Below are 24,928 nucleotides of genomic sequence, written 5' to 3'. Positions count from 1 at the left end.
CGAGCCGCGGGCGCTGCACGGCGCGCAGGCGCTGTGGGAGCCTGAGTCCATGCAGAACGTGCGGTGGTGGGATGCCGCGGCGATCGCGGTCACGGTCGTGATCGCCGCGCTCACCCTGCTCGACCCGCCGTTCGGCCCCGACGACGCCGCCACGTGCGCGACCGCCGGGGCCTTCCTCCTCGTCCACCTGCTGTGGGGGCGGCGCTGCGTGCCGGAGGTCGATGCGCGGCAGCACCTCGCGATCGCGATCGTCTACGCGGTGATCCTGGCGGTCGGCACGGCGATCGAGCCGTCGTTCGCGATCCTGCAGGCGTTCCTCTACCCCTTCGTCTGGTCGACGTCGCCGTCGACGCGCAGCGCGATCATCGCGAACCTGCTGTTCGCCGTGTCGATCGTCGCGGGCTACACGGTGCGGTCGGGCGTCGGCGGGCTCCTCGCAGGCGCCGCGGTGGCGGCGCTGTCGGTGGGATTCAGCATCGCCCTGGGCCTGTGGATCACGCGGATCGCGCAGTTCGGCAACGAACGGGCCCGACTGCTCGACGAGTTGCAGGCCGCGCAGGGCCAGCTCGCGGCGATGCACCGCGACGCCGGCATCGCCGACGAGCGGGCGCGCCTGGCCCGCGAGATCCACGACACGATCGCCCAGTCCCTCACGGGCATGGTGATGGTCGCGCAGCGCACCGAGCGGCGGCTCGCGAGCGTCGACGGCGAGGCCGCGGCGTCCGCCCGGGGCGACGTCGAGCTCATGGAGCAGATGGCGCGCGAGGCGCTCACCGAGGCGCGGGGCCTCGTCGCGTCGCTCGCGCCGGTCGAGTCCGACGGCGGGCTCGCCGAGGCGCTGCGCCGGCTCGCCGCGACGTTCGAGCGCGAGACCGGCGTGCGGGTCGCGGTGACGGCGGATGCCGCGGGGCTCGACCGCGAGCTCGAGGTCGTGCTCCTGCGCTGCGCCCAGGAGGCGCTCGCGAACGTCCGCAAGCACGCCCGCGCGAGCGCCGCCGACGTCGTCGTGACGACGGCCGGGACGCCTCCGGAGGTGGTGCTCGCGGTGCGCGACGACGGCGTCGGCCCGGGCGACGCGTCACCCGGCGACGACGGCTTCGGGCTGGCGGGCATGCGCGACCGGGTCGCGCTCGTGGGCGGACGCCTGGAGTTCGGCGCCGGCGCGGCCGGGGGCACGGTGCTGCGCGTCGTCGTGCCCGCAACCCGGGACGAGAAGGGAGCCGCGCCGTGACCGCGTCGATCCGGGTGGTGGTGGCCGACGACCACCCCATCGTGCGTGCGGGCATCGTGGGCCTGCTCGACTCCGAGCCGGGATTCGAGGTCGTCGGCGAGGCCGTGGACGGCCTGGAGGTCGTGGCGCTCGCGGCCGACCTGCGCCCGGACCTCGTGCTCATGGACCTCCGGATGCCGGGCCTCGACGGGGCCGGGGCGACCGAGCGCATCCTCGCCGACGGCGGGGCGACGCGCGTGCTCGTGCTCACGACGTACGAGACCGACGACCACATCCTCGCCGCGATCGAGGCGGGCGCGAGCGGCTACCTGCTGAAGGCCGCACCGCAGGAGGAGATCCTCGCCGGCATCCGCTCGGTCGCCGCGGGCGAGACCGTGCTCGCCCCGTCGATCGCCGCGAAGCTCGTGCGGCGGGTCCGGGCGGATGCGACGGAGCCGGTCGCGCCGAGCCTGTCGCCGCGCGAGCTCGAGGTGCTGCGGCTCGTGGCCGACGGCCGGTCGAACCCCGAGATCGCCCGCACGCTCGTGATCGGCGAGGCGACCGTGAAGACCCACCTCATCCACGTCTTCGAGAAGCTCGGGGTCAACGACCGGACCCGAGCGGTGACGCGGGCCATGGAGCTCGGGCTGCTCTGACGCGAGCGCCCGGTCGGTCCGGCCCGGGGCCGTCCCGGTCGACGCCGCCCCGCGCAACCCCGCGGTGGGCGCGACGCGACGCCCCTACGCTGGGGCGGGTGGGACTGGTCGAGGGGGTGCGGGTCGCGGCACGTCGCGCGCGCCTGCTGCCGCCGTGGGTGCGTCGGGCGGATGCCGCGGCCGCCCACCGGGTGAACGGATGGCACTCGCATCCGAACGTCGATCGCCTCTGGTCGCGGCTGACGGGCTTCGCCGACAAGGGCGTGCTGTGGTTCACGATCGCGGGCGTGCTCGCGGTGACCGGCCGGCGGCGCGCGGCGGTCCGCGGCATCCTCTCGCTCGCGACGGCGAGCGCGCTGACGAACCTCATCGCCAAGCGCGTGTTCGGCGGCGACCGGCCCGCGCTCGAGGACATCCCGATCGGCCGGCGACTGCCCGTGCAGCCGTCGAGCCGCACGTTCCCATCCGGGCACTCGGCGAGCGCGGCGGCGTTCGCCGCGGGGGTCTCGCTGGAGGCGCCGCGCGTCGGCGCCGCGCTCGCACCGGCGGCCGTCGGCGTCGCGTACTCGCGCCTGCACGTCGGCGCCCACTGGCTCTCCGACGTCGTCGGCGGGCTCGCGCTGGGCGGCGCCGTCGCGGCGCTCGGGGCTGCGGTCGTCCGGCCCCGGCCCGGCGCCCCGGGGCCGCCGCCGACGCCGGGTCGCGACCGTCGCCTGCCGGCCTCGCCGGAGGGGGAGGGCGTCTTCGTCGTCGTGAACCGGGCGGCGGGCACGAGCGTCGTGCGCGCCGATCCGGTCGCCGTGATCCGCGACCGGCTGCCGCGGGCGGAGGTGCACGTGCTCGAGGCCCACGAGGACCCCGTCGGGGTCGCCGCGGCCGCACTGGCCCGCGACGCGCCGCCGCGGATCATCGGCGTGTGCGGCGGCGACGGTTCCGTCGCGGCGGTCGCCCACGAGGCGCGACGGGCGGGAGTCCCGCTGCTCGTGGTCCCGGGCGGCACGTTCAACCACTTCGCGCGCACGGTCGGCGCCGACACCGTCGAGGCGGCCGTCGACGCGGTGCAGCGCGGCGAGGGCGTGCGGGCGGACGTCGCCGAGCTCGCCTTCGGCGAGGCTTCGCCGATCACGGTGATGAACACCGCGTCGGTCGGCATCTACCCCGACTTCGTGGCGGAGCGCGAGCGCCTGCAGCAGCGGCTGCGGAGCAAGTGGCCGGCCGCGGTCGTCGCGGCGTGGCGGGTGCTGCGCCGGTCGGAGCCGGTCGCGGTCGTGGTCGACGGGCGCCGGGCGCGCGTGTGGACGCTGTTCGTCGGGGTGGGGCGCAATGACCCGGGCACCCTCGCACCATTGCAGCGCCGCTCGCTCGACGACGGCGTGCTCGACGTGCGCATCCTCCACGCCGGGTCGCGCGCGGGCTCGGTCGCCTCGCTCGCCTTCGGCCGCCGGACCGCCGCCGCGTTCCGGACGCTGCGACTCATCCCGGAGCGCATGGAGACGATCGTCACCGGGGAGCTCACGGTCGACGTGCGGCCGCGCCACGGCCAGCCCCCGGGGTTCGCCCACGACGGCGAGGTCGCGCTCGAGGCGCCGGCCGCGGCATCCGCCCACCTGTCGGCACCCGGGTATCGCACCCGGTTGCGCGTCCTGCCGCTCGACCTGGACGTGTACCGGCCCGCGGCGACCGGGACCCGCGACTGAGCAGCGCCGGGCCGGTCGCACGCCGCCGAATGCGGACGTGATCCGTCCGGATCGGTGGCTACGGTCGAGCCCGGACGGGGAAGTGCCCCGACACCGACGGAAAGGAGGGTCGTGATGTCGATCCCGACCGCGTTCCCCGAGCCCACCCTGATCCCGGTCAACGGGGTGGAACTCGAAGTCTTCGAGGCGGGCCGGCGCGACGCCGGGACGCCGATCGTGCTCTGCCACGGATGGCCCGAGCTCGCGTATTCGTGGCGGTACCAGGTGCCGGCCCTCGTCGCGGCCGGCCACCACGTCATCGTCCCGAACCAGCGGGGGTACGGGAACTCGTCGCGCCCGAACGAGGTCGCCGAGTACGACATCGAACACCTCACCGGCGATCTCGTCGGCCTGCTCGACCACTACGGCTACGAGCACGCGACGTTCATCGGCCACGACTGGGGGGCCATGGTCGTCTGGGGGCTCGCGCTGCTGCACCCGAGCCGGGTCGACCGGGTGGTCAACCTGAGCCTGCCGTACATGGCCCGCGGGGCGCAGCCGTGGATCGAGTTCCTGGAGGCGGTCGTCGGCGACGACAACCACCTGGTGCACTTCAACCGGCACCCGGGCGTCGCCGATGCCGTGCTCGACGCCAACACCTCCCGGTTCCTGCGCAACCTGTACCGCAGGAACGAGCCTCCGGTCGAGCCGCGGCCGGGCATGGCGATGATCGAGCTCGCCCTGTCCGAGACGCCGCTCGGAGACCCGCTGATGAGCGAGGACGACCTGGCCGTGTTCGTCTCCGCCTTCGAGTCGACGGGATTCACGAGCAGCATCGACTGGTACCGGAACCTCGACCGCAACTGGCACCTGCTGGCCGAGGTCGACCCGATCGTCAGTCAGCCCGCGCTCATGGTGTACGGCGACCGGGACGCGATCGCGAAGTCCGAGGACCTCGGCGAGTACGTGCCCGGGGTGGACGTGGTCGAGCTGGATTGCGGTCACTGGATCCAGGAGGAGGCGCCGGACGACACGAACCGCGCCATCCTGAGCTGGCTGGAGCGGCACGAGGTCCCCTCGTCCCGCGAGCGGGCCGGCGTGCCGGACGCCGCTCGCGTGGCGCTCGGCTCGGCCTGATCGGGCGCCCGCGGCGTTCGCGGCGCCGGTCGGGGCCGACCGCGCTCAGGCGACCTCGGCGCCCGCGGCGTTCGGGGCGACCCGTCGCAGTCCGTCGACGACCGCGCGGATGGCGGCACTCTCCGATCGGGCGGCGCGCGAGACCGCGGACACCTGCCGCACCTGGCTGCGGTCGGCGAGCGGGATCGCAACCGTGCCGTCGGGGAGCGCCCCGCGCCCGAGCCGCGGCACGAGGCAGATCGCGACCTGCTGCCGGGCGAGCTCGACGAGCGACGCGAAGTCCGGGTCCTCGGCGACGATGCGCGGCACGCGGCCCAGGTCGGTGAACAGCCGCAGCAGCGCCTCGTGGCAGATCGCGCCGCGCGGCGTGCTCGACCAGGCCTCGTCGACGAGGTCGTGGCGGTCGAGCGCGTCGCGGTCGGCGAGCGGATGCGACGCCCACAGCACGACGTCGGCCTCGTCGCGGCAGATGGGCTCGCGCACGAGCCCGTCGGGCACGACGAGTGGCACCGAGTTCCAGTCGTGGACGATGGCGAGGTCGACGTCGCCGCGGTCGACGAGCACGACCGCCTCGAACGGGTCGACGCTCGAGACCGACAGCTCGGTGACGCCCGCCGCGCGGAGGTCGTGCATCGCGGGGCCGACGAGCCCGCGCGTGGCGGTCGAGAACGAGGCGACGCGCACGGGGGCGAGCGCGCCCGACGCGGCATCCGCTCCCCCGGCGACGAGCTGGGCCATCGCGTCGAGCAGCGCCCGCCCCTCGGTCGCGACGACGCGGCCGCGCTCGGTCAGCAGCACGCCCCGCCCGCGCCGCTCGAGCAGGGCGGCGCCGAGTTCGCCCTCGAGGCGCTTGACCTGCTGCGAGACGGCCGACGGCGTGTAGCCGAGCGCGCTCGCCGCGGCGGCGACGCTGCCGTGCTGCGCGACGCCGACGAGCGCGCGCAGGCCCTGCGGATCGATCATGAAGCAACGCTACGTGATACCTGAAGCGAATCGGAACTGGTGCTGGACGATCGGGCGCGCGACGATGGGTCCATGTCCGTTCGGCACACGCTGCTCGCCGTCCTCGTCGCCGTCATCTGGGGCGTGAACTTCCTCGCCATCGACCTCGGCCTGCAGGACACGCCGCCGCTCGTGCTCGTCGCGCTCCGCTTCGCCGCCGTGGCCGTGCCGCTCGTGTTCCTGGTGCCCCGGCCCGCGGTGCCGTGGCGGACGATCCTCGCGATCGGCACGTTCATGAGCCTCGGCCAGTTCGCGTTCGTCTTCACGGCGATTCACCTCGGGCTGCCCGCCGGCCTCGCCCCCGTGGTGCTGCAGAGCCAGATGATCTTCACGATCGCGATCGCCGCGGTCGCGCTCCGCGAGCGCCCGACCCGCGCCCAGGTCGTCGGCGCCGCCGTCGGGCTCGGCGGCCTCGTGCTCGTCGGGGTCGGGCGGGTCGACGGCGAGGCCGGCCTCGCGTCGCTCGTGCCGCTCGCGCTCTGCGTCGCAGGTGCCCTGAGCTGGGGCATCGGCAACGTCGTCGCGCGGACCGCGCCGCCGTCGAACGGGCTCGGCCTCGTGGTGTGGTCGGCGCTCGTCGTACCCGTGCCGGCGCTCGCCGCGAGCCTCGTGCTCGACGGGCCGGCCGTCGTCGGCGAGGCGTTCGCGACGCTGGGCTGGCAGACGCTCGTCTCGGTCGCCTTCACCGCGGGCGCCGCCTCGCTCGTCGGCTACAGCATCTGGAACATGCTGCTCGGCCGGCACCCGGCGGCCGACGTGGTGCCCTACACCCTGCTCGTGCCGCCCGTCGGCATCACCGCCGCCTGGCTCGTGCTGCACGAGGTGCCGAACGCCCTCGAGTTCGTCGGCAGCGCGGTGCTGGTGGCGGGCGTCGCGATCCCGACCCTCGTGCAGGTCGTGGGGCGGCGTCGCGCGCGGCGACGGCGCGCCGAGGCATCCGCGCCCACCGCGCCCGTCGACACCGCCGCGGCGCGGGCCGCCGCGGCGAGCGGACCGGTCGGCTAGAGCTCCACGCCGACGAGCACCGGCTCGGGGTGCAGCAGGATGCCGAACTCGGCCTGCACCCGGCCCTGCACGAAGCGCGCGAGCTGCGCCAGCTCCTCCGCGCTCGCGCCGCCGCGGTTCGTGAGCGCGAGCGTGTGCTTCGACGAGATCGCCGCGTGCGAGCCCGGCAGCGAGAACCCGCGACGGATGCCGCTGTGCTCGATGAGCCACGCCGCCGAGAGCTTCACGAGCGGCACGGACGGGTCCGCCGCGGCCTTCGCCTCGGCCTGCTCGACCTCGGCCTGGTGGGCGAGGAAGGCGTCGAGCGGCGATGCGCCCTCGAGCTCCGCGAGCGGGACGACCTCGTCGGGCTCGTCGGGCTCCACGTACCAGCGCGGCGCCTCGCCCGGGAGCGTGCGGGCCGCCCGCTCGGAGACGATCGGGTTCGTGAAGAACGAGCCGGCGCTCACCGAGTCGGGGTCGTCGGGGTCGAGCACCATGCCCTTGCCGGAGCGCAGCGCGAGGACGGCCTCGCGGACGTCGGCGACCGGCACGCGGTCGCCGAGCTGCACCCCGAGCGCGGTCGCGAGCTGCGCGTACGCGACCGGCGTGCCGAGGGCCTGGCCGAGCACCTCGCGCTCGGCGGTCGTGTCGTGGAGCGCGAGCTCGACGGAGACCACGACGCCGCGCAGGCCCTGCTTCAGCACCGACGTGCGGTAGCCGAGCTCGAGGTCGTCGGCCGACATCGTGCGCGGCTCGTCGGCACCCTCGTCGAGGAACTCGATGCCGAGCAGCACGTCCGAGAGCTCCTGGCCGTACGCACCGATGTTCTGCACGGGCGCCGCACCGACGGAGCCGGGGATGCCCGACAGCGCTTCGAGGCCCGCGTAGCCGCGCTCGACCGCGAACGCCACCAGGTCGTCCCAGGTCTCGCCGGCCTGCACCCGGAGGCGCACGGCGCCGGACTCGGCGCCGGGCTGGACCTCGATGCCCTCCGTCGCGATGCGGATGACGGTGCCCTCGAAGCCGTCGTCGCCGACGAGCAGGTTCGAGCCGCCGCCGAGCACCATCCACGGCTCGCCCGACGCCTCGGCCTCGCGGACGAGGTCGACGAGCTCCTCGCGCGTCGTCGCCGAGACCAGCCGGGCGATCGGGCCGCCGACGCGCAGCGTCGTGAGCTCCGAGAAGCGGCCGGTCGGTTCGTCGGCCCCGGTCGTCGTGGCGGGATCCGTCATGTCAGGCGAGCACCACGCGGACCTGGGCCTTGCCCAGGACGGTCGCGCCCTCGAACGTGACGGTGAGGTCGATGCGCGCGGCCCGGGCGTCGGCGTCGAGCTGGCCGACCTTGGCGGTGACCGCGACGTCCGCGCCGGACTCGGGGTCGACGACCACCGGACGGGTGAAGCGGACCTGGTAGTCGACCACGCGCGCCGGGTCGCCGGCCCAGTCGGCGACCGGCTGCACGGCGAGGCCCATCGTGAGCATGCCGTGGGCGAGCACGCCGGGCAGGCCCACGGCCGCGGCGACGTCGTCGCGGTAGTGGATGGGGTTGAAGTCGCCCGAGGCGCCGGCGTAGCGCACGAGCGAGTCGCGCGTGAGGTGGGTCTCACGCTCGGCGACGACATCGCCGACGGCGAGCGCGTCGAAGTCGGGGAGGGCGGCAGTCGTCATCAGTCGTCTCCTCGCACGACGAGGGTGGAGATCGCGGTCACGACGTGCTCCCCGTCGGCGCCCGTGATCACGGACTCGGCGGTGACCATCGAGTGCGCGCCGAGCGTCTTGACGCTCGACACGGTGAGCCGTGCGGTGAGCTCGTCGCCCGCGACGATCGGCCGCGACGACGTGAACCGCTGGTCGCCGTGCACGACGCGGGAGAAGTCGATGCCGGCGTCGGGCTCGGCGAGCAGTTGCGCGAGCGTGTGCTCCTGCACGACGACGGCGAAGGTCGGCGGTGCGACGATGTCGGCGTGGCCGGCGGCGCGCGCCGCCTCGACGTCGTGGTTGATCGGGTTGGTCGCGAACACGGCGCGCGCGAACTCGCGCACCTTCTCACGACCGACGACGTACGGCGCGGTCGGCGGGAACTCGCGCCCCTGCAGCTCGGGGTTCACTGGCACCGTGACAGTCTACGCAGGGCGCCGGCGGCGCTCCGCGGGCGCCGTCAGCGCTTGCCGCCGCCGAGGAGGCCGCCCAGCAGGTCGCCGAGCCCGCCGAGTCCCCCGGCGCCGCCGGCCGACGGCCTGCCGGCGGATGATCCGCCGCCGGCCATGCCGCCGAGCAGCCCGCCGAGCAGGTCGCCGATGCCGCCGCCACCGCCCGTCGGCGCCGCCTGGGAGCCCGAGCCCTGCTGGCGTTTCGCGAACTGCCCCGCGAGGAAGCTGAGCACGATCGGCGCGAGGATCGGCAGCAGCCTCTGGATGAGCCCCGGCTCCGCCGTGCCCTCGGTCGAGCCGAGCTTCCGCACGACCTGGTCGGTGTTCGTGCCGAAGACGTTGTGCACGATCCTCTCGCCGTCGTCGGTGTCCACCTCGTCGAGGTCGACACCGCCGTCGAACAACTGCGGCGGGTGGTGCTCGACGGCCCGTTCGAGCGAGGCCGCGCCCGCGGCATCCTGCGCGTTCGCCCCCATGCCGCCGAGCAGCGCCGGCAGCGCCTGGTCCACGGCGTCGCGCGCCGTCGCCTCGTCGACGCCGAGCCGCGCGGCGAGGTCGGCGATCGGGATGTTGGCGATGATGTCGTCGTACGAGGCCACGTCGGCTCCTCCCCTTCGCGCCCTCCCCCGGGCGCCCACGCTCACGCTAGCCGTGCCGCGCCCGCCGCGGAACCCGCGGGCGGGTCAGTCGGGCTCGCGCAGTCGCGCGAGGCGGAGCCGGAGCGAGTCGAGGAGCAGCTCGAGTCCCTCCTCGAACGCGCGGTCGGAGCGCGCGGCGCCGCGCTCGGCGCTCGCGAGCAGGCGCCCGAGGGTCGCGGTCCGGCCCTGCGGCTGCCAGATGTCGTCGGGCGAGGCGAGGTCGAGGCCGAAGCCGAGCGCGAAGGAGTCGATGATCGCGATGACGGTCAGCACCTCGTCCTCGGGGAAGCCGGCGTCGACGAGGCTCGTGGCGAGGTGGTCGTAGCTGGCGATCACGAGCGGGTCGGTGATGGTCTTGCCGACGATGAGCGGGATCGCGTTGGGGTGCTCGGCGTACATGCGCCGTTCGCCGCGCAGGGTCTCGGCGAGCACCTCGTCCCACGAGCCCTGGGGCAGCACCGGCAGGTACCTGGCGGCGATGCGGCCGCGGATGAGCTCGATGATCTCGTCGCGTCCGCTGACGTGGTTGTAGAGCGAGGACGGCGTGACCCCGAGTGCACGGGCGAGCGCGTTGACGCCGAACGGCCGCCCCGAGTCGACGAGCTCGAGCGCGGCATCGGCGATGCGGTCGGCCGACAGCAGCGGCACCCTGGGCCTCGGCATCCGCACCTCCTCGTCGCGCCCAGCCTAGGCGGGCGCCGGAGCCGATTCCGAATCACCCCTTCCCAGCGGACGGGTCGACGTGGATAATAAACGAATACCATTCGTTATGGGCGGATGCCACACCCCCGGCCGACCGCCACCTCGACTTCGCACACCGTCGTGCGCTCCCCGACAGGAGACCTCCCGTGACCGACCACACTCCCACCTCGCGCGTGCCGCTCCGGCTGCCCGGCGCCGTCGCGACCTTCGGCATCGGCATCGCCGGCTACCTCGGCGTGAACCTCTCGCCGTACATGATCGCCGCGCTGCAGGCCGCCCTCGCCGCCGACGTGCTCACCGCCAGCTGGATCGTCACCGCGACGCTCCTGGCCACCGCCGTCACCGGGCTCGTCGTCGCCCGGCTCTGCGCCGGACCGCGACGCCTCGCCGTCGCCCGCATCGGACTCGTCATCGCCGCGGCCGGCTTCGGCATCGCCGCGATCGTGCCCGCGCCCGCCGCCGTCGTGGCCGGGCTGCTCGCCGGCGGCATCGGCGCCGGCGGCGCCGTCGCCTCCTCGGGCGCCGCGCTCGCCGCATTCATCGACCCGGAGCGCGTCGCCGGCCTGAACGGGCTCGCCAACCGCGCCGTCATCACCGTGATCCTCGCCATCGTGCCGATGATCGGGCTCGTGCCCGTCAGCGTCTTCGGCGTGCTCGCCGGCGTCTCGCTCGTCATGCTCGCCACCACGGCGTGGCTGCCGGCGGCGCCGATCCTCGAGCCGCACGCGACCGGCGCCGCCGCGGCATCCGCCCGCACGGGCTCGCCCGCCGGCCGACGAGTCACGATCGCCGGGCTCGCCCTGCTCGCCTGCTTCGCGATGTTCGCCGTCAGCGAGGACTCGCTCTGGGCGATGGCCGGCGTCATGGGCGCCGAGCAGGCCGCGCTCACACCGGAGGGCCTCGGCCTCGCGCTCAGCGGCGCCACCGCGGGCGGCATCATCGGCGCCATCCTCATCACGATCGTCGGCGACCGGTTCGGCCGCGCCCTCCCGCTCGCGATCCTGCTCACCGCCGGCGGTGCGCTGAAGGTCGTCGAGAGCACGGTCACCGACCCGACCGTGTTCGTCGCCGTCTTCATCGCGTGGAACACCGTGTACGCGATCACGTTCCTCTACTTCGTCTCGACCGCGGCGGCGCTCGACGCCGACGGCCGCTGGTCCGGCCCGCTGTTCGCCGTCTACCTCGTCGGCTCGGCGCTCACGCCCGTCATCGGGGCCGCGCTCGTCGAGGCCCTCGGCTTCACCGGCTTCGGCATCGTGCTCGGCATCGCGAGCTTCGCCCTGATCACCCCGGTCGCCCTCGTCGCCCGGTTCTCGCGCCTCGTGCAGGCGACCGAGACCGCGACGGATGCCGCGGCCGGCGCCGAGCGTCCCGCCACCACCGAGGAGGTCCCCGCATGACCCGCACCGCCTACGTCAACGCCCGCGTCTTCACCGCCGACGGACCCGAGTGGGCCGACGCCATCGCGGTCGACGGCGCGACCGTCGCCGCCGTGGGCACCGAGGCCGACGTCTGGGCGGCGGCCGGCGCGGACGCCGAGGTCGTCGACCTCGGCGGTCGGCTCGTGCTGCCGGGCGTCGTCGACGCCCACACGCACCTCGTGATGATGGGCGAGGCGCTCGGCCGGGTCGGACTCACCGACGCCCGCACCCTCGAGGAGATCCGCGACCGCCTCCTCGCCGCGCGTGCGGCCGCACCCGACGCGCCCCGACTGCTCGGCCGGGGCTGGCTGTTCGACTCCGTGCCCGGGGGCGTGCCGAACGCGGTCATGCTCGACGCGCTGCTGCCCGACGTGCCGGTGTACCTCGACGCCAACGACTACCACTCGTGCTGGGTCAACACGGCCGCGCTGGCCGAGCTCGGCATCACGCGCGACACCCCGGACCCGCTCGGCGGTCGCATCGGCCGCGACGCCGACGGCGAACCCGACGGCATGCTGTACGAGACCGCCGCGCAGGTGCACGTCTGGGACCACCTCGCGTCGCAGTCGACCGACGCCGACCGCGACGCCGCCGTCGAGCGGACCATCGCCGCGTACCTCGCGACCGGCGTCACCGGCGTCGTCGACATGGCATTCGACGAGCTCGGGCTCGCGGCATTCCGTCGCGCCGCCGAGCGTCGCGGCGGCACGCTGCCGATCCGCGTCGTCGCGCACTGGTTCGTCGCCAACACCGGCGACGAGGCGCAGAACCTCGCGCAGGTGCGGAACGCCGTCGCGCTCGCCGCCGAGGTCGACACGCCCTGGCTCCGCATCGCGGGCATCAAGCTCGTGCTCGACGGCGTGATCGACGCGTGCACCGCCGCGATGCGGCATCCGTACGTCGACGGGTCGAACGCCGACCCGATCTGGCCGCTCGACGCACTGCGACCGGTGGTCGCCGAGGCGGATGCCGCCGGCCTGCAGGTCGCGATGCACGCCATCGGCGACGCCGCGAGCGGGATCGCGCTCGACGCCCTCGAGCACGCGATCGCCGTGAACGGCGAGCGCGACCGCCGGCACCGCATCGAGCACCTCGAGTACGTCGACCGGGCCGACGTCGACCGGCTCGCCCGGCTCGGGGTCGTCGCGTCGATGCAGCCCGTGCACGCCGACCCGGCGATCTGGGCCAACTGGGCCGCCATGCTCGGCGACGAGCGCGCCGACCGCGGGTTCCCGTGGACCGAGGTCACCGACGCGGGCGCCGTGCTCGCCTTCTCGACCGATGCGCCGACCGCGCCGCACGAGTCCCTGCCGAACCTGTACGTCGCCGCGACGCGACGCTCGGCCCTGGATGCGTCGTTCCCGGCGAACCACCCCGAGTACGCCGTGCCGCTCGCCGACGCCGTGCGGCACGCGACGCGCGACGCCGCGTACTCGTGCCGCGAGGAGCACGTGCGCGGCCGGATCGCGCCGGGCCTCGCCGCGGACTTCGCGGTGATCGACCGGAACCCGTTCGACCTCGGCGATGAGGCCCTGCTCGAGGCGCACGTGGTGCGCACGGTCGTCGCGGGGCGGACGGCGTACGAGGTGTCGGACGCGGAGGAGGACGTCGCCGCCGGGGAGGACGAGCGCGCGGTCGCGTGAGCGTGGGCGCCTGAGCGCCGGGGACCGCGCGCCGGGCCCCGGGCGCCGGCCGCCGCCGCCGCACGTTCGCAGGAGATTCCGCCCGATGGCCGCCCCACGGCCTCCATCGGGCGGAATCTCCTGCCTTCCTGCTTCACCCTTGACTTATATAAGCGCGTGGTGAATCATTGACGCCATGCACGCGCTCGACATCCTCGGAGACCCGGTCCGCCGGCGGATCCTCGAGCTGCTCGCGGGCGGCGAACTCGCCGCCGGCGACGTCGGGCGCATCGTGCAGGCCGAGTTCGGCATCAGCCAGCCCGGCGTCTCGCAGCACCTGCGCGTGCTGCGGGAGTCCGGGTTCGCGACGGTGCGCGCCGAGGGCACCCGGCGGCTGTACGCCCTCGACCCGGAGCCGCTGGCCGAGGCGGCGCAGTGGTTCACGCCGTTCGAGCGGTTCTGGGAACCCCGGCTCGACGCGCTCGGCACCGAGCTCGCGCGCGGGCGGCGGCAGCGCCGCCTCGCGGCATCCGCCGACCCGACGCCGCCCGCGGCACCGGGCCCGCCCGACCCGCCCGACCCGCCCGGCCCGCCGACGACCCCGCGCCCCGGCCGTCCCGATCCGACGACCCCGGCGCACCGACCCGATCAGGAGCACTGACATGGACATCCAGGCACAGATCGACGCCGTCGACCGCGGCGTCGCCACCGAGGAGCGCGATGGCGAGCGGATGCGCGTGCAGACGCTCGCGCGCACCTACCGTCGCCCATCGAGGACCTGTGGGAGGCGCTGACCTCGGCCGAGCGCATCCCGCGCTGGTTCCTGCCCGTGACGGGCGACCTGCGACTGCACGGCACCTACCAGCTGGAGGGCAACGCGGGCGGCACCATCACCGCGTGCGACGCGCCGAACTCCTTCAGCGCGACGTGGGAGTACGGCGGCGGCACGACGTGGATCACCGTCCGACTCGCCCCCGTCGACGCCGAGCACACCAGGTTCGAGCTCGAGCACGTCGCCCGCGCCGCCGACGTCACCGACGAGATGTGGGCGCAGATGGGCCCCTCCCCCACGGGGATCGGCTGGGACGGCGCGCTGCTCGGCCTCGGCCTGCACGTCACGACCCGCGAGGTCCGGCCCGACAACTCCGAGGAGTGGCTGCAGAGCGACGAGGGGATGGCGTTCATGCGACGGAGCGCCGACCGGTGGGCCGAGGCGGATGTCGCCGCCGGCGCCGACCCCGCGACCGCGACCGCCGCGGCCGACCTCGTGTACGGGATGTACACGGGCACGGCGCCGGCGCCGGCCGCGGAGTAGCCGGCGACGGAGCCGTGTGGACGCTGCGGCCCACGAGACGCCGGACCGGTCGCGCCCCGCCCGCACGCCGAACCGCCCCGCCGGGTGTCGCCGGCGGGGCGGTTCGCGTTCACGCGCGGGTCGACGGGGTGAGGACCGCCGCCCGCACGGGTCTCAGTCGGCCGAGGCGCGCTCCAGCACCTCGCCGCGGAAGAAGGCCGGCCGCTTCACGGCCTGCCACGCCATGACCGCGACGCCCGTGAGCAACACGACCATGCCGAGCACGAACACGAGGCCGACCCCGCCGATCGCGGAGCCCGACCCGTACTCCGGGTCCATGCTGTCGACCAGCGTCGTCACGAACAGCACCGAGAGGATCACGCCGCCGACGAGCGGGAACAGCAGCGTGAAGAAGAACTCGCGCACCGAGCGGAACCACGTCCTCCGGAAGAACCAGACGGCCGCGAACGCGGTGATGCCGTAGTAGAAGCAGATCATCATGCCGAGCGCGGTGATCGTGTCCCACAGCACGTTCTCGCTCACGAACCGCATGACGGCGTAGAAGACGGACGCCACGATCGCGGAGACGATCGTCGCGTACCCGGGCGTGAAGAAGCGCGGGCTGACGCGGCCGAACTTCTCGGGCAGCGCGCCGTAGTGCCCCATCGCGAGGAGCGTGCGCGCCGGCGACACGAACGTCGACTGCAGCGACGACGCCGAGCTCGTGAGCACGGCGAGCGACACGAGCACCGCGAGCGGGCCGAGCACCGGCCCGGCGAGCGCGAAGAACACGTTGTCCTGGATGTCGGGGTTGCCGAGGCCGTGCTCGCCGTCGCCGACGCCCGCGAACGAGATCAGCGACGTCGAGAGGAGCAGGTAGAGCGAGACGATGATGACCACCGACAGCGTGGCCGCCCGGCCCGGCGTCTTCTCGGCGCCCTTCGTCTCCTCGTTCATCGTGAGCGTGACGTCCCAGCCCCAGAAGATGAAGATCGACAGCGACAGGCCGGCGGCGAGCGCACTGAAGTCGCTCACCGCGAACGGGTTGAACCAGCTCAGCTCGATCGGCGTCGCGTCGAAGGCGTTGCCGTTGGCGACCTCGACGAGCGCCGCGACCGAGAACACCACGAGCACGACGACCTGGAAGCCGACCAGCCAGTACTGCAGCTTCTGGGTGGTCCGCATGTCGCGGTACGAGATCATCGTCGCGCCGAGCATGAAGAGCAGGCACACGGCGACGTTGACGAACGGGTTCGCCGCGATGTCCGCGATCGCGGGATCGCCGACCACCTGCGAGACGAGCAGGAACAGGAAGTCGACCGCGATCCCGGCGAGGTTCGACAGCACGAGGATCGTCGCCGCGACGAGGCCCCATCCCGCCATCCAGCCGATCCACGGGCCGAACGCGCGGGTCGCCCAGGTGAACGACGTGCCCGAGTCCGGCATCCGCCGGTTCAGCTCCCGGTACCCGAACGCGACCAGCAGCATCGGGATGAAGCCGAGCAGGATGACGGCGGGCACCTGCGTGCCGACCTCCGACACCGTCGGGCCGAGCGCCGCGGTGAGCGTGTACGCGGGGGCGATGCACGAGATGCCGATGACGATCGCGCCGATGAGGCCGACGGACCCGGCCGAGAGGCCCTTCTTCGAGATGCCCTGCTCGTCCGGGGCGACCGCCCGGGTCGCCTCGGTCAGCGGTGGCGGGGATTGGAGGGAATGCGTCATCGCAGGTCCTTCAGGTGGTGCGGGTGGTGCGCGGCACCACGATCATGGGGACGGGGAGCTCGCGCAGCATCTTGGCCGCGGTCGAGCCGAGGAACAGGTGGCGCGGCGCCGCGAGGCGGCTCGAGCCGACCAGCACGACCTCGCCGGGGTGCCAGTCGAGGGCGCGCACGGCGGCCTCGATGGAGGCGCCGGCGGCGGTCTCGACGCTCGCGTCGACGCCGTCGGGAAGCGCGCGGCGCGCCTCGTCGAGGACGTCCTCGGCGTGCACCGTGCTCGTGAGCGCGGCGAGTTCGGCGTCGAGTCCGGCGGGCAGGTCGATCGGCACGAGCGAGAGGAGGCGCAGCGGGGCGCCCGTCGCGCGCGCCAGCCGGATCGCCGACTCGAGCAGGGCGTCGGCACCCGGGCGCGTGCCGACGGCGGCCGTGATCCGCGTGACGCCCTGCGTCGTCGCCGCCCGGGCGCCCGAGGGGGCGAGCAGCACGGGCACGTCGGACGAGTGCAGCAGCTCGTTCGCGACCGAGCCGATGCGCGCCCGGCCGAGGATGCCGCCGCCCGCGGTGCCGACGACGATCAGCTTCGCGCCGAACTCGTGCGCGGCGGCGATGAGCCCCTCGGCGTACGACTCCGCGTACCGCAGGTGCAGCTTCGTCGCGACCTCCGTGCCGAGGCACCCGGAGGCCTCGGCGAGCCACGACCGCGACTGCTCGCGGAGGAACCGCTCGTAGCCCGCGTCGGCCGGCACCGACGAGTTGCGCGCCTCGGAGGGCAGGACCATGACCACCTCGAGGGGGGCGCCGGCGGCGGTCGCGATGCGGTTCGCGGCCGCGAGCGCGTCGGCGCCCGCCTCGTTGGCCGTGTAGCCGACGAGGACGGGGGCTGCGCTCACGCGAGCTCCTCGACGATCTGCGAGGCGACGAGCCGGCCCATGCGGATGGCGCCGTCGACGTGCTGGTACCCCTTGCCGGCCATGTCGGAGCAGGCGAAGCGGATCGGCCCGACCGGGGTGCGCAGGTCGGCGCCGTAGCGCGCGAGGCCGCCCATGTCGAAGCTCGCGGCGTAGGCGCCGCGGGTCCACTCCTCGGAGCCCCAGTCGGACTCGTAGTACACGACCGGGTGCTTGGCCTGCTCCCCGTAGTAGTGCGACAGCGACTCGAGGATGCGCTCCTTGCGCTCCTCGGCGCTGAGCCGGAAGACCTCGTCGGCCGCCTCGTCGGAGACGAAGCCGACGAGCGTGCCGCGGGTGTCGCCGTGGTTGGTGTTGTCGTACGCCTCGTGCGAGAGCTCGTACGGGCTGAAGGCGGTGCCCGACAGGCCCTGCTCGCGCCAGAACGGCGTCTCGTAGACGGCGTGCACCTTGATGACGAAGCCCATCGAGAGGTGCTGGTGCAGCTGGTGCTGCCGGCGCGGCAGCGGCGGCTCGTACGAGATGCGGTCCACGAGCACCGGGGGCACGGCGAGCACGAGTTCGCGCGCGTGGACCTCGAGCTCGTCGGTGACGGCGACCACGGCGGCGGCGCCGGCCGGGGCGTCCTCCTGCCAGCGCACGGTGCGGACCGGCTGGCCGAGGCGGACGCGGTCGCCGAGGCGCTCGGCGAGCAGGAGCGGCACCTGCTGGAGGCCGCCGACGACACGCTTGTCGAGGATGAAGTCGGCGTCGACGAGGTGCGAGAACGAGCCCGCGGACGCGGCCATGAGCAGTGCCTGCAACGCGCTGAACGCGTGCGTGGGCTTGGTGAGCATCGCGCCGGCGATGAACATGCCGATGTTCAGGCGCGCCTCGACGTCGTCGGTCTGCGTCTCGAGCCAGTGCGCGAACGAGATCTCGTCGAGCTCCTTCGCACGGGGGTGGGTCCACGGCGCGTCGGGGTCGATCTCCGCGACGAGCGCGTCGAGCTTCTCGATGAGGCCGACGATCTCGCCCTCGGTCTTCGCGGGGACGGGGAAGATCTCGCCCTCGAAGAGCCGGCGTTCGCCGTCCTCGGCGATGTAGACGTTCTGCCCCTCGCGGTAGCGGTCGTACGTCTCCAGTCCGAGCTCGTCGAGCGTCTCGATGAGCGCGTCCTGGTCGGGCGAGACCCACTGCCCGCCGATCTCGAGCATGGCGCCGTCGACGTCGCCGGTCCAGAGCCGGCCGCCGACGCGGTCGCGCGCCTCGAGGACGACGACCTCGCGGCCGGCCGTGACGAGTTCGGTGGCGGCGGTCAGGCCCGCGGCGCCGGCGCCGACGATGACGACGTCGGTCTCGATGCGTTCCATGGTGGTTTCCTTGCTGTCTCGCGCCCGTCCGCGGATCGGTACTCAGGAGGAATCCGGGTGCACAGGGGCAGGACACGGCGTGTCCTCCTGAGAAACGCCCGCGAGCGGGCCCCGGTTCCTGAGAAGAGCGATATCGGTGATGTGAACGGGACGGATGCCGCGACCCGCGGCGCACGTGCGGCGCACGTCGCGGCATCCGCTCGGTCCGGTCGTGCCGGACCGGACCCCGGCTACGCCGGGATCAGGGTGTACTTCGTGTCGAGGAACTCGTGGATGCCCTCGAAGCCGCCCTCGCGGCCGATGCCCGACTGCTTGACGCCGCCGAAGGGCGCCGCCGCGTTCGAGACGAGGCCCGTGTTCAGGCCCATCATGCCGGTGTCGAGGCGGTCGATCATGCGGTGACCGCGGGCGAGGTCCTGCGTGAACACGTAGGAGATGAGGCCGTACTCGGTGGCGTTCGCCAGGCGCACCGCCTCGTCCTCGTCGGCGAACGTGGTGATGCCGAGGACCGGCCCGAAGATCTCCTCGCGGAGCAGTCGGGCGTCGGCCGCGACGTCGTGGAGCACGGTCGGCGCGTAGAACGAGCCCGCGCCGTCGATGGGCGCTCCCCCGGCGAGGACGGTCGCGCCCTTGTCCACGGCGTCCGTCACCAGCTCGTGCGTCGACGCCACCGCGTCCTGGTCGATCAGCGGGCCGATGTGCACGCCGTCCTCGGTGCCGCGGCCGACGCGCATCGCCTGGACGCGGTCGGTCACGCGCTTCGCGAACTCGGACGCCACGGCCTCGTGCACGATGAAGCGGTTCGCCGCCGTGCACGCCTGCCCGATGTTGCGGAACTTCGCGACCATCGCGCCCTCGACCGCCTTGTCGAGGTCGGCGTCCTCGAACACGACGAACGGGGCGTTGCCGCCGAGCTCCATCGAGGTGCGGAGGATCCCCTGCGCCGACTGCTCGATGAGCTTGCGGCCGACCTCGGTCGACCCCGTGAACGAGAGCTTGCGCAGGCGCGGGTCCGCGATGATCGGGCCCGAGACCCTCGACGAGCTCGTGGTGGTGACCACGTTCACGACGCCCTTCGGCAGCCCGACCTCCTCGAGCAGCTGCACGAACGCGATGGTCGTGAGCGGCGTGAGGGCGGCGGGCTTGACGACGACGGTGCAGCCCGCGGCGAGCGCCGGGGCGATCTTGCGGGTCGCCATGGCGAGCGGGAAGTTCCACGGCGTGATGAAGTACGACGGGCCGACGGGGCGCTGCGCGACCACGATCCGGCCGGTGCCCTCGGGGTTCCAGCCGTAGCGGCCGGTGATGCGCACGGCCTCCTCGCTGAACCAGCGGAGGAACTCGCCGCCGTACTTGACCTCGCCGCGCGCCTCGGCGAGCGGCTTGCCCATCTCGAGCGTCATGAGGAGGGCGAAGTCGTCGGCCCGCTCCATGAGGGTGTCGAAGGCGCGGCGGAGGATCTCGCCGCGCTCGCGCGGCGCGGTCGCCGCCCACGCGTCCTGCGCGGCGACGGCCGCGTCGAGCGCGCGGATGCCGTCGGCCGGCGACGCGTCGGCGATGGTCTTGATCACGTCGCCCGTGGCCGGGTCGCGGACCTCGAAGGTCCGGCCGTCCTCGGCCGCGACCCACTCGCCGCCGATGAAGAGGCCGTCGGCGACCTGGTCGAGGAGTGCGGATTCCTGCGTTGCGGTGGTCATGCTCGGGGTGTCCGTTTCGTTCGGTTGCGCGGATCGCGCGCGATCACGGGTAGAGGCCGCGGAGGCGGTGCGCCTCGGCGACGCGCTCGACGGCGAGGGCCGTGGCGGCGGTGCGGAGCGAGAGGTCGCGGGCCTCGGCGTAGCCGAGGACATGACGCCAGGCGTTCAGCATCCGCTCCTCCAGTCTGCTCTCGACTTCGTCGACCCGCCACCAGTACGCCTGGTTGGCCTGGACCCACTCGAAGTACGAGACGATGACACCGCCCGCGTTGGCGAGGATGTCGGGGACGACCAGCACGCCGCGCTCCCGGAGGATGGCGTCGGCGGCCGGGGTGGTCGGACCGTTGGCGCCCTCGACGACGACCGTCGCGAGCACCTCGCGGGCGTTGCCCTCGTGCAGCACGCCCTCGACCGCGGCCGGGACGAGCAGGTCGACGTCCTGCGTGAGCACCGCGTCGCGGTCGAGATCGTCGCCGCCGGCGAAGCCGACGACCGAGCCGGTCGCACGGACGTGGTCCGAGAGCGCCTCGACGTCGAGCCCGGCGTCGTTGCGCACGGCGCCGTACTGGTCGCTGATCGCGGTGACCGTCACGCCCGCCTCGGCGAGGAACCGGGCGGCATCCGCGCCGACCTTGCCGAAGCCCTGCACGGCCGCGGTCGCGCGACCGGGCTCGATGCCGGCGTGGCGGAGCGCCGCGAGCGCGATGTGCGTGACGCCGCGGCTCGTGGCCGAGGCGCGGCCGAGCGAGCCGCCCAGCGAGATCGGCTTGCCGGTGACGATGCCGGGCACCGTGTACCCGGAGTTCACCGAGTAGGTGTCCATCATCCAGGCCATGGTGCGCTCGTCGGTGCCGATGTCGGGGGCGGGGATGTCGCGCTCCGGCCCGATGATCGGCAGGATCTCGCTGGTGTAGCGCCGCGTGACGCGCTCCAGTTCGCCGACGGAGTGGTCGCGCGGGTCGATCGCGATGCCGCCCTTGGCGCCGCCGTACGGCACGTCGAGCAGGGCGCACTTCCAGGTCATCCACATCGCGAGTGCGCGCACCTCGTCGAGGTTCACGTTCGGCGCGTAGCGGAGGCCGCCCTTGGCGGGGCCGCGGCTGAAGTTGTGCTGCACTCGGTAGCCGAGGTAGACCTCGGTCTCGCCGGTGTCGCGCCGCAGCGGCACGGCCACGGCCAGCTCGCGACGCGGGGTCGCGAGCATGCGGTGCAGGCCGTCGCCGTAGCCGAGCAGCTCGATCGCCTCGGCCAGCTGGGCGCGGGCGTCGACGAGCGGGGTCGGCTCGGCGTCGGCGACCGGGTTCACGGGCACGGACGCCGCGCCCGCGGGGATCACGGGCGACGCCGTCGTCGCCGTCACGGGGTTCATGCGCGTCGCAGTCCTTCCGCGACGACCTCGAGGCCCTCGACGAGCAGCTCGTCGCCGATCGTGAGCGGCGGGAGGAAGCGGATGACGTTGCCGTAGGTGCCGCACGTGAGCACGAGCACGCCGTTGGCGTGGGCGTACGCGGCGACCTTCGCGGTGAGCGCCGCGTCGGGCGCGCCGGTGACGGGGTCGACGAGCTCGACGGCGACCATGGCGCCGCGTCCTCGGACGTCGCCGATGCGCGGGTCGGCGGTGCGGAGCGCGTTCAGGCGGCCGATGAGCACCGAGCCGATCTGCTTGGCGCGCTCGATGAGGCCGTCCTCCTCGTAGGCCTCGATCGCGGCGAGACCTGCGGCGCACGCGAGCGGGCTGCCCGCATAGGTGCCGCCGAGGCCGCCGGCCATCGCGGAGTCCATGATCTCGGCGCGACCGGTGACCGCCGAGAGCGGCAGGCCGCCGGCGATGCCCTTCGCGGTCACGATCACGTCGGGCACGATGCCCTCGTGCTCGCTGGCGAACCAGGCGCCGGTGCGGGCGAAGCCGGTCTGCACCTCGTCGGCGATGAAGACGACGTCGTTCGCGTTCGCCCACTCGACGAGCGCGGGGAGGAAGCCCTGCGCGGGCACGATGAAGCCGCCCTCGCCCTGGATGGGCTCGATGATGATGGCGGCGAGGTTCTCGGCGCCGATCTGCTTCTCGATCTGGGTGATGGCGCGGGCCGCGGCCTCGGCGCCGGACAGCCCGCCGTCGCGGAAGGGGTAGCTGAGCGGCGCGCGGTACACCTCGGGGGCGAACGGGCCGAAGCCGTTCTTGTACGGGATGTTCTTCGCCGTGAGGCCCATGGTGAGGTTCGTGCGGCCGTGGTAGGCGTGGTCGAAGGCGACGACGGCCATCTTCTTGGTGTGGTGGCGCGCGACCTTGATCGCGTTCTCGACGGCCTCGGCGCCGGAGTTGAAGAGCGCCGTGCGCTTCTCGTGGTCGCCGGGGGTGAGCTCGTTGAGCTTCTCGGCGACGGCGACGTAGCCCTCGTACGGCGCGACGGTGAAGCAGGTGTGGGTGAAGGCGTCGAGCTGGGCCTTGACCGCGTCGACGACGCGCGGGTTCGAGTTGCCGACGCCGGTGACGGCGATGCCCGAGCCGAGGTCGATGATCGAGTTGCCGTCGGCGTCGACGATGACGCCGCCGCCCGCGGCCGCGACCGAGACGGGGATGGTGTGCCCGACGCCCTTCGCGACGGCCTGCGCCTTGCGGGCGATGAGCTCCTGCGAGCGCGGGCCCGGGATGCTGGTGACGAGGCGGCGCTCCTGCGGGAGTGCGGGGCCGCCGACGGTGGTGGCCGTGGGTTCGACGATGGTCATGGGGTGCTCCGATGCGGTGACGACGGTGGCGATGTCGGCTCATGGTAGGCAGGGCCGAACGGATGCCACCCCCTCCCTCATGTACATCAGGAGCAGGTCGACAGGCCATCTCGTACAAACCGCGTCGAGATGGGCGGGCGTCAGCGTCGCGTCAGCTCACGGACCCGCTGCGCCGCGATCGAGCGCGTGTCCGGCGCAGCGGTGGTCTCCGCCGGTGCCGGCGCGCCCAGCGCCTCCGGCGCCGCCTCGACGACCGCGACGCGACGCGAGCTGCGGCCGATGGCGCGCAGCGAGACCAGCCACTGCAGCCCGTAGCCGATCGCGAAGACGAGGAGCGTGAAGATGAGCGCCATCGCCGCCCCCTGGTCCGGGGCGTAGAGCTGGGCCGAGCGTGGGCTGATCATCGCGTACATGTACACCGAGAGCGGCCGGGACTCCGGGGTCGCGAGGAACGCGGGGAGCGTGAACTCGTTCGTGCCCAGGATGAACATCTGGATCCAGACGGCGAAGACCGTCGGGGCGAGCAGCGGCGCGACGATGCGGCGGAAGCCCTCGAACGCGCTCGCGCCGCTCACGAGGGCAGCCTCCTCGAGTTCCATGCGGATCTGCAGCGTGGCGCTGTACCCGGCGCGGTAGGCGATCGACACGCGGAACGAGTAGGCGATCACGAGCGCCGCGATCGTGCCGGCGAGCGGGATGACGGGGTTGATCACCATGAACGTCAGGAACATCGCGAAGCCCGCGATGACCGCCGGGATGGCGACCGACGACGACGCGAAGAGGTCGACCGCCCTCGTCCATCCCGTCCGGCGGCTCCGCGCGATGCCGTACGCGAGCACGGTCGCCGCGACGCAGGCGATGGTCGCGCTCCCTCCGGCGATGACCAGGGTCCGGCCCAGCGAGGCCCAGAACTCCGGGTCGCCGAGCACGGCGCCGAAGGCGCCGAACTGCGTCTGCGCGGCGAGCGCCTCGAACGAGAACGCGATCGGGTAGGGCGTGATCGCCGACCAGAGCAGCGCGAACAGCGGCAGGACCGCCGTGAGCAGCACGAAGACGAGGATCACGAGCATGACGGGGAGCTTCCAGGCGCCGAGCCTCATCACCGTCGGGCGGAACCCCTTGCCCGAGATGGACGCCCGCCGCTCGGCGTTCCGCGTCGCCCGGAGGTAGACCACGAAGGCGATGGTCGTGATCACGAGGAAGACGCACCCCCACGCCGCGGCGAGGCCGTACTGCGGCAGTTCTCCCGCACCGGCGCTGATGAGCGTCCAGAGCTTGAGCGCGAAGATCGACTTCCCCGACTCCTGCCCGAACAGCAGCGGGATCTCGAGGCTGCCGAGCCCGAGGATGAAGGTGAGCACGGCGACGCCGAGCAGACCCGGCCACAGCATGGGCAGCGTCACCCGACGGAGGGTCTGCGGCCAGGAGGCGCCGGAGACGCGCGCCGACTCCTCCAGCGAGCCGTCCATGCTCGTGAGGATGGGCACGATCATGAGGTACGGGAAGGTCACGTTCGTGAGGGCCTGGATCACGATCATCGTCGAGAACGAATAGGGATCGATCACGAGGTCGCCCGGCAGCAGTCGCAGCACCTGGTTCAGCACGCCGGACTCGGGCGAGAGCATCAGGAGGTACGCCTGCGCCTTGACGATGGGCGGGATGATGAACGGCACGACGACGAGCACCGAGATCACCCGGCGCAGCGGGGCGTCGGTGCGGACGGTGACCCACGCGAGCCCGAAGGCCATGAGCAGCGAGAGCACCGTGGACCCGCCCACGAATGCCGCGGTCGAGCCGAGCACCGCCCAGAAGTCCTCGCGCAGGCTCCAGAGCGTGACGAAGTTCTCGGCCGACCACCGCGCGGTGGAGACCCCGAACGGCAGGAACGGACCACGGAAGGCCGTGATGACCTGCACGACCAGCGGGATCGCGAGGAGGAGGAAGATCACCGCGCCGGCGATGATCGTCGCGATCCGCATCGAGGTCGGCCGGGTGCGCTCGGCCCTCGTGGTCCGTCCTGCCTGGGACACG

At 73.6% G+C, this 24,928-nt stretch carries 23 protein-coding genes; 10 read left to right on the top strand and 13 right to left on the bottom strand.

All coding sequences use genetic code 11. From position 1 onward, the window contains the following. Positions 1-49 precede the first annotated feature (49 nt). The 4 genes from ABD230_RS11680 (at position 50) to ABD230_RS11665 (ending at position 4,679) form a co-directional block, all read left to right on the top strand. Complete coding sequence (locus tag ABD230_RS11680; protein ID WP_344373721.1) at positions 50-1,231, top strand: sensor histidine kinase; 1,182 nt, start codon at positions 50-52, stop codon at positions 1,229-1,231. Then, a complete protein-coding gene (locus tag ABD230_RS11675; RefSeq protein WP_344373719.1) occupies positions 1,228-1,866 on the top strand; it encodes a response regulator in 639 nt (212 codons plus the stop codon). The genes ABD230_RS11680 and ABD230_RS11675 overlap by 4 nt, the downstream gene beginning before the upstream one ends. Before the next feature lie 98 nt (positions 1,867-1,964). Continuing rightward, positions 1,965-3,563, top strand: a complete 1,599-nt coding sequence (locus tag ABD230_RS11670; protein ID WP_344373716.1) for a bifunctional phosphatase PAP2/diacylglycerol kinase family protein — start codon at positions 1,965-1,967, stop codon at positions 3,561-3,563. 114 nt (positions 3,564-3,677) lie between these two features. Further along, positions 3,678-4,679 (top strand): alpha/beta fold hydrolase, encoded by a 1,002-nt coding sequence (locus ABD230_RS11665; protein ID WP_344373714.1) that lies wholly within the window; start codon positions 3,678-3,680, stop codon positions 4,677-4,679. A gap of 45 nt (positions 4,680-4,724) precedes the next feature. Here the strand turns inward: ABD230_RS11665 and ABD230_RS11660 are convergent, their stop codons facing one another. Beyond that, a complete protein-coding gene (locus ABD230_RS11660) occupies positions 4,725-5,642 on the bottom strand; it encodes a LysR family transcriptional regulator (RefSeq protein WP_344373711.1) in 918 nt (305 codons plus the stop codon). 72 nt (positions 5,643-5,714) lie between these two features. Between ABD230_RS11660 and ABD230_RS11655 the strand changes: the two genes are divergently transcribed. Beyond that, positions 5,715-6,686, top strand: a complete 972-nt coding sequence (locus ABD230_RS11655) for an EamA family transporter (RefSeq protein ID WP_344373708.1) — start codon at positions 5,715-5,717, stop codon at positions 6,684-6,686. Here the strand turns inward: ABD230_RS11655 and ABD230_RS11650 are convergent. The 5 genes from ABD230_RS11650 to ABD230_RS11630 form a co-directional block, all read right to left on the bottom strand. Further along, positions 6,683-7,900 carry a UDP-N-acetylmuramate dehydrogenase gene (locus ABD230_RS11650; RefSeq protein WP_344373706.1) on the bottom strand — a complete coding sequence of 406 codons (1,218 nt, stop codon included), beginning with the start codon at positions 7,898-7,900 and terminating at the stop codon, positions 6,683-6,685. The two genes, ABD230_RS11655 and ABD230_RS11650, sit on opposite strands and share 4 nt — an antisense overlap. Position 7,901: 1 nt before the next feature. After that, a complete protein-coding gene (locus ABD230_RS11645) occupies positions 7,902-8,336 on the bottom strand; it encodes a MaoC family dehydratase (RefSeq protein WP_344373704.1) in 435 nt (144 codons plus the stop codon). Then, positions 8,336-8,782: an FAS1-like dehydratase domain-containing protein gene (locus tag ABD230_RS11640; protein ID WP_344373702.1), complete on the bottom strand. Its 447-nt coding sequence runs from the start codon at positions 8,780-8,782 to the stop codon at positions 8,336-8,338. Before ABD230_RS11640 ends, ABD230_RS11645 begins: the two co-directional genes overlap by 1 nt. A 44-nt stretch (positions 8,783-8,826) precedes the next feature. Continuing rightward, positions 8,827-9,417 carry a DUF937 domain-containing protein gene (locus ABD230_RS11635; protein WP_344373700.1) on the bottom strand — a complete coding sequence of 197 codons (591 nt, stop codon included), beginning with the start codon at positions 9,415-9,417 and terminating at the stop codon, positions 8,827-8,829. 84 nt (positions 9,418-9,501) lie between these two features. Continuing rightward, complete coding sequence (locus ABD230_RS11630; protein ID WP_344373698.1) at positions 9,502-10,119, bottom strand: TetR/AcrR family transcriptional regulator; 618 nt, start codon at positions 10,117-10,119, stop codon at positions 9,502-9,504. A gap of 185 nt (positions 10,120-10,304) precedes the next feature. On the opposite strand from ABD230_RS11630, the gene ABD230_RS11625 reads away from it, so the two are divergent. From ABD230_RS11625 to ABD230_RS11605, 5 genes are all read left to right on the top strand, one after another. Then, positions 10,305-11,558, top strand: coding sequence for an MFS transporter (locus tag ABD230_RS11625; RefSeq protein ID WP_344373696.1), 1,254 nt, complete (start codon positions 10,305-10,307; stop codon positions 11,556-11,558). Further along, positions 11,555-13,222, top strand: a complete 1,668-nt coding sequence (locus ABD230_RS11620; RefSeq protein ID WP_344373694.1) for an amidohydrolase — start codon at positions 11,555-11,557, stop codon at positions 13,220-13,222. Before ABD230_RS11625 ends, ABD230_RS11620 begins: the two co-directional genes overlap by 4 nt. A gap of 175 nt (positions 13,223-13,397) precedes the next feature. Further along, a complete protein-coding gene (locus ABD230_RS11615) occupies positions 13,398-13,862 on the top strand; it encodes an ArsR/SmtB family transcription factor (RefSeq protein WP_344373692.1) in 465 nt (154 codons plus the stop codon). A gap of 1 nt (position 13,863) precedes the next feature. Then, positions 13,864-13,995: a hypothetical protein gene (locus ABD230_RS11610; RefSeq protein ID WP_344373687.1), complete on the top strand. Its 132-nt coding sequence runs from the start codon at positions 13,864-13,866 to the stop codon at positions 13,993-13,995. After that, the gene (locus ABD230_RS11605; RefSeq protein WP_344374352.1) at positions 13,971-14,516 is read left to right on the top strand and encodes an SRPBCC domain-containing protein; all 546 of its coding nucleotides are present in this window, start codon (positions 13,971-13,973) and stop codon (positions 14,514-14,516) included. The genes ABD230_RS11610 and ABD230_RS11605 overlap by 25 nt, the downstream gene beginning before the upstream one ends. A 153-nt stretch (positions 14,517-14,669) precedes the next feature. Here the strand turns inward: ABD230_RS11605 and ABD230_RS11600 are convergent, their stop codons facing one another. The 7 genes from ABD230_RS11600 to ABD230_RS11570 form a co-directional block, all read right to left on the bottom strand. Further along, complete coding sequence (locus ABD230_RS11600; protein WP_344373676.1) at positions 14,670-16,220, bottom strand: APC family permease; 1,551 nt, start codon at positions 16,218-16,220, stop codon at positions 14,670-14,672. A 10-nt stretch (positions 16,221-16,230) separates the two neighbouring features. After that, a complete protein-coding gene (locus ABD230_RS11595; protein WP_344373674.1) occupies positions 16,231-17,106 on the bottom strand; it encodes a universal stress protein in 876 nt (291 codons plus the stop codon). Further along, positions 17,103-18,512 carry a flavin monoamine oxidase family protein gene (locus ABD230_RS11590; RefSeq protein WP_344374348.1) on the bottom strand — a complete coding sequence of 470 codons (1,410 nt, stop codon included), beginning with the start codon at positions 18,510-18,512 and terminating at the stop codon, positions 17,103-17,105. The genes ABD230_RS11595 and ABD230_RS11590 overlap by 4 nt, the downstream gene beginning before the upstream one ends. A 194-nt stretch (positions 18,513-18,706) precedes the next feature. Next, entirely contained in the window at positions 18,707-20,173 is a 1,467-nt protein-coding gene (locus ABD230_RS11585) for an NAD-dependent succinate-semialdehyde dehydrogenase (RefSeq protein ID WP_344373672.1), read from the bottom strand. Positions 20,174-20,216: 43 nt separating this feature from the next. Further along, on the bottom strand, positions 20,217-21,542 hold the full coding sequence (locus ABD230_RS11580) for a Glu/Leu/Phe/Val family dehydrogenase (protein ID WP_344373670.1): 1,326 nt from the start codon (positions 21,540-21,542) through the stop codon (positions 20,217-20,219). Then, complete coding sequence (gabT, locus tag ABD230_RS11575) at positions 21,539-22,897, bottom strand: 4-aminobutyrate--2-oxoglutarate transaminase (protein ID WP_344373667.1); 1,359 nt, start codon at positions 22,895-22,897, stop codon at positions 21,539-21,541. The genes ABD230_RS11580 and gabT overlap by 4 nt, the downstream gene beginning before the upstream one ends. Positions 22,898-23,037: 140 nt before the next feature. Then, positions 23,038-24,927: an ABC transporter permease gene (locus tag ABD230_RS11570; protein WP_344373663.1), complete on the bottom strand. Its 1,890-nt coding sequence runs from the start codon at positions 24,925-24,927 to the stop codon at positions 23,038-23,040. Between the last annotated feature and the right edge of the window lies 1 nt (position 24,928).

Origin of the sequence: Agromyces tropicus (assembly GCF_039531345.1) — a bacterium.
GTDB lineage: Bacteria > Actinomycetota > Actinomycetes > Actinomycetales > Microbacteriaceae > Agromyces > Agromyces tropicus.
Note: the sequence above shows the minus strand (reverse complement) of the source record. Positions and strands in the feature narration are given on the sequence as shown.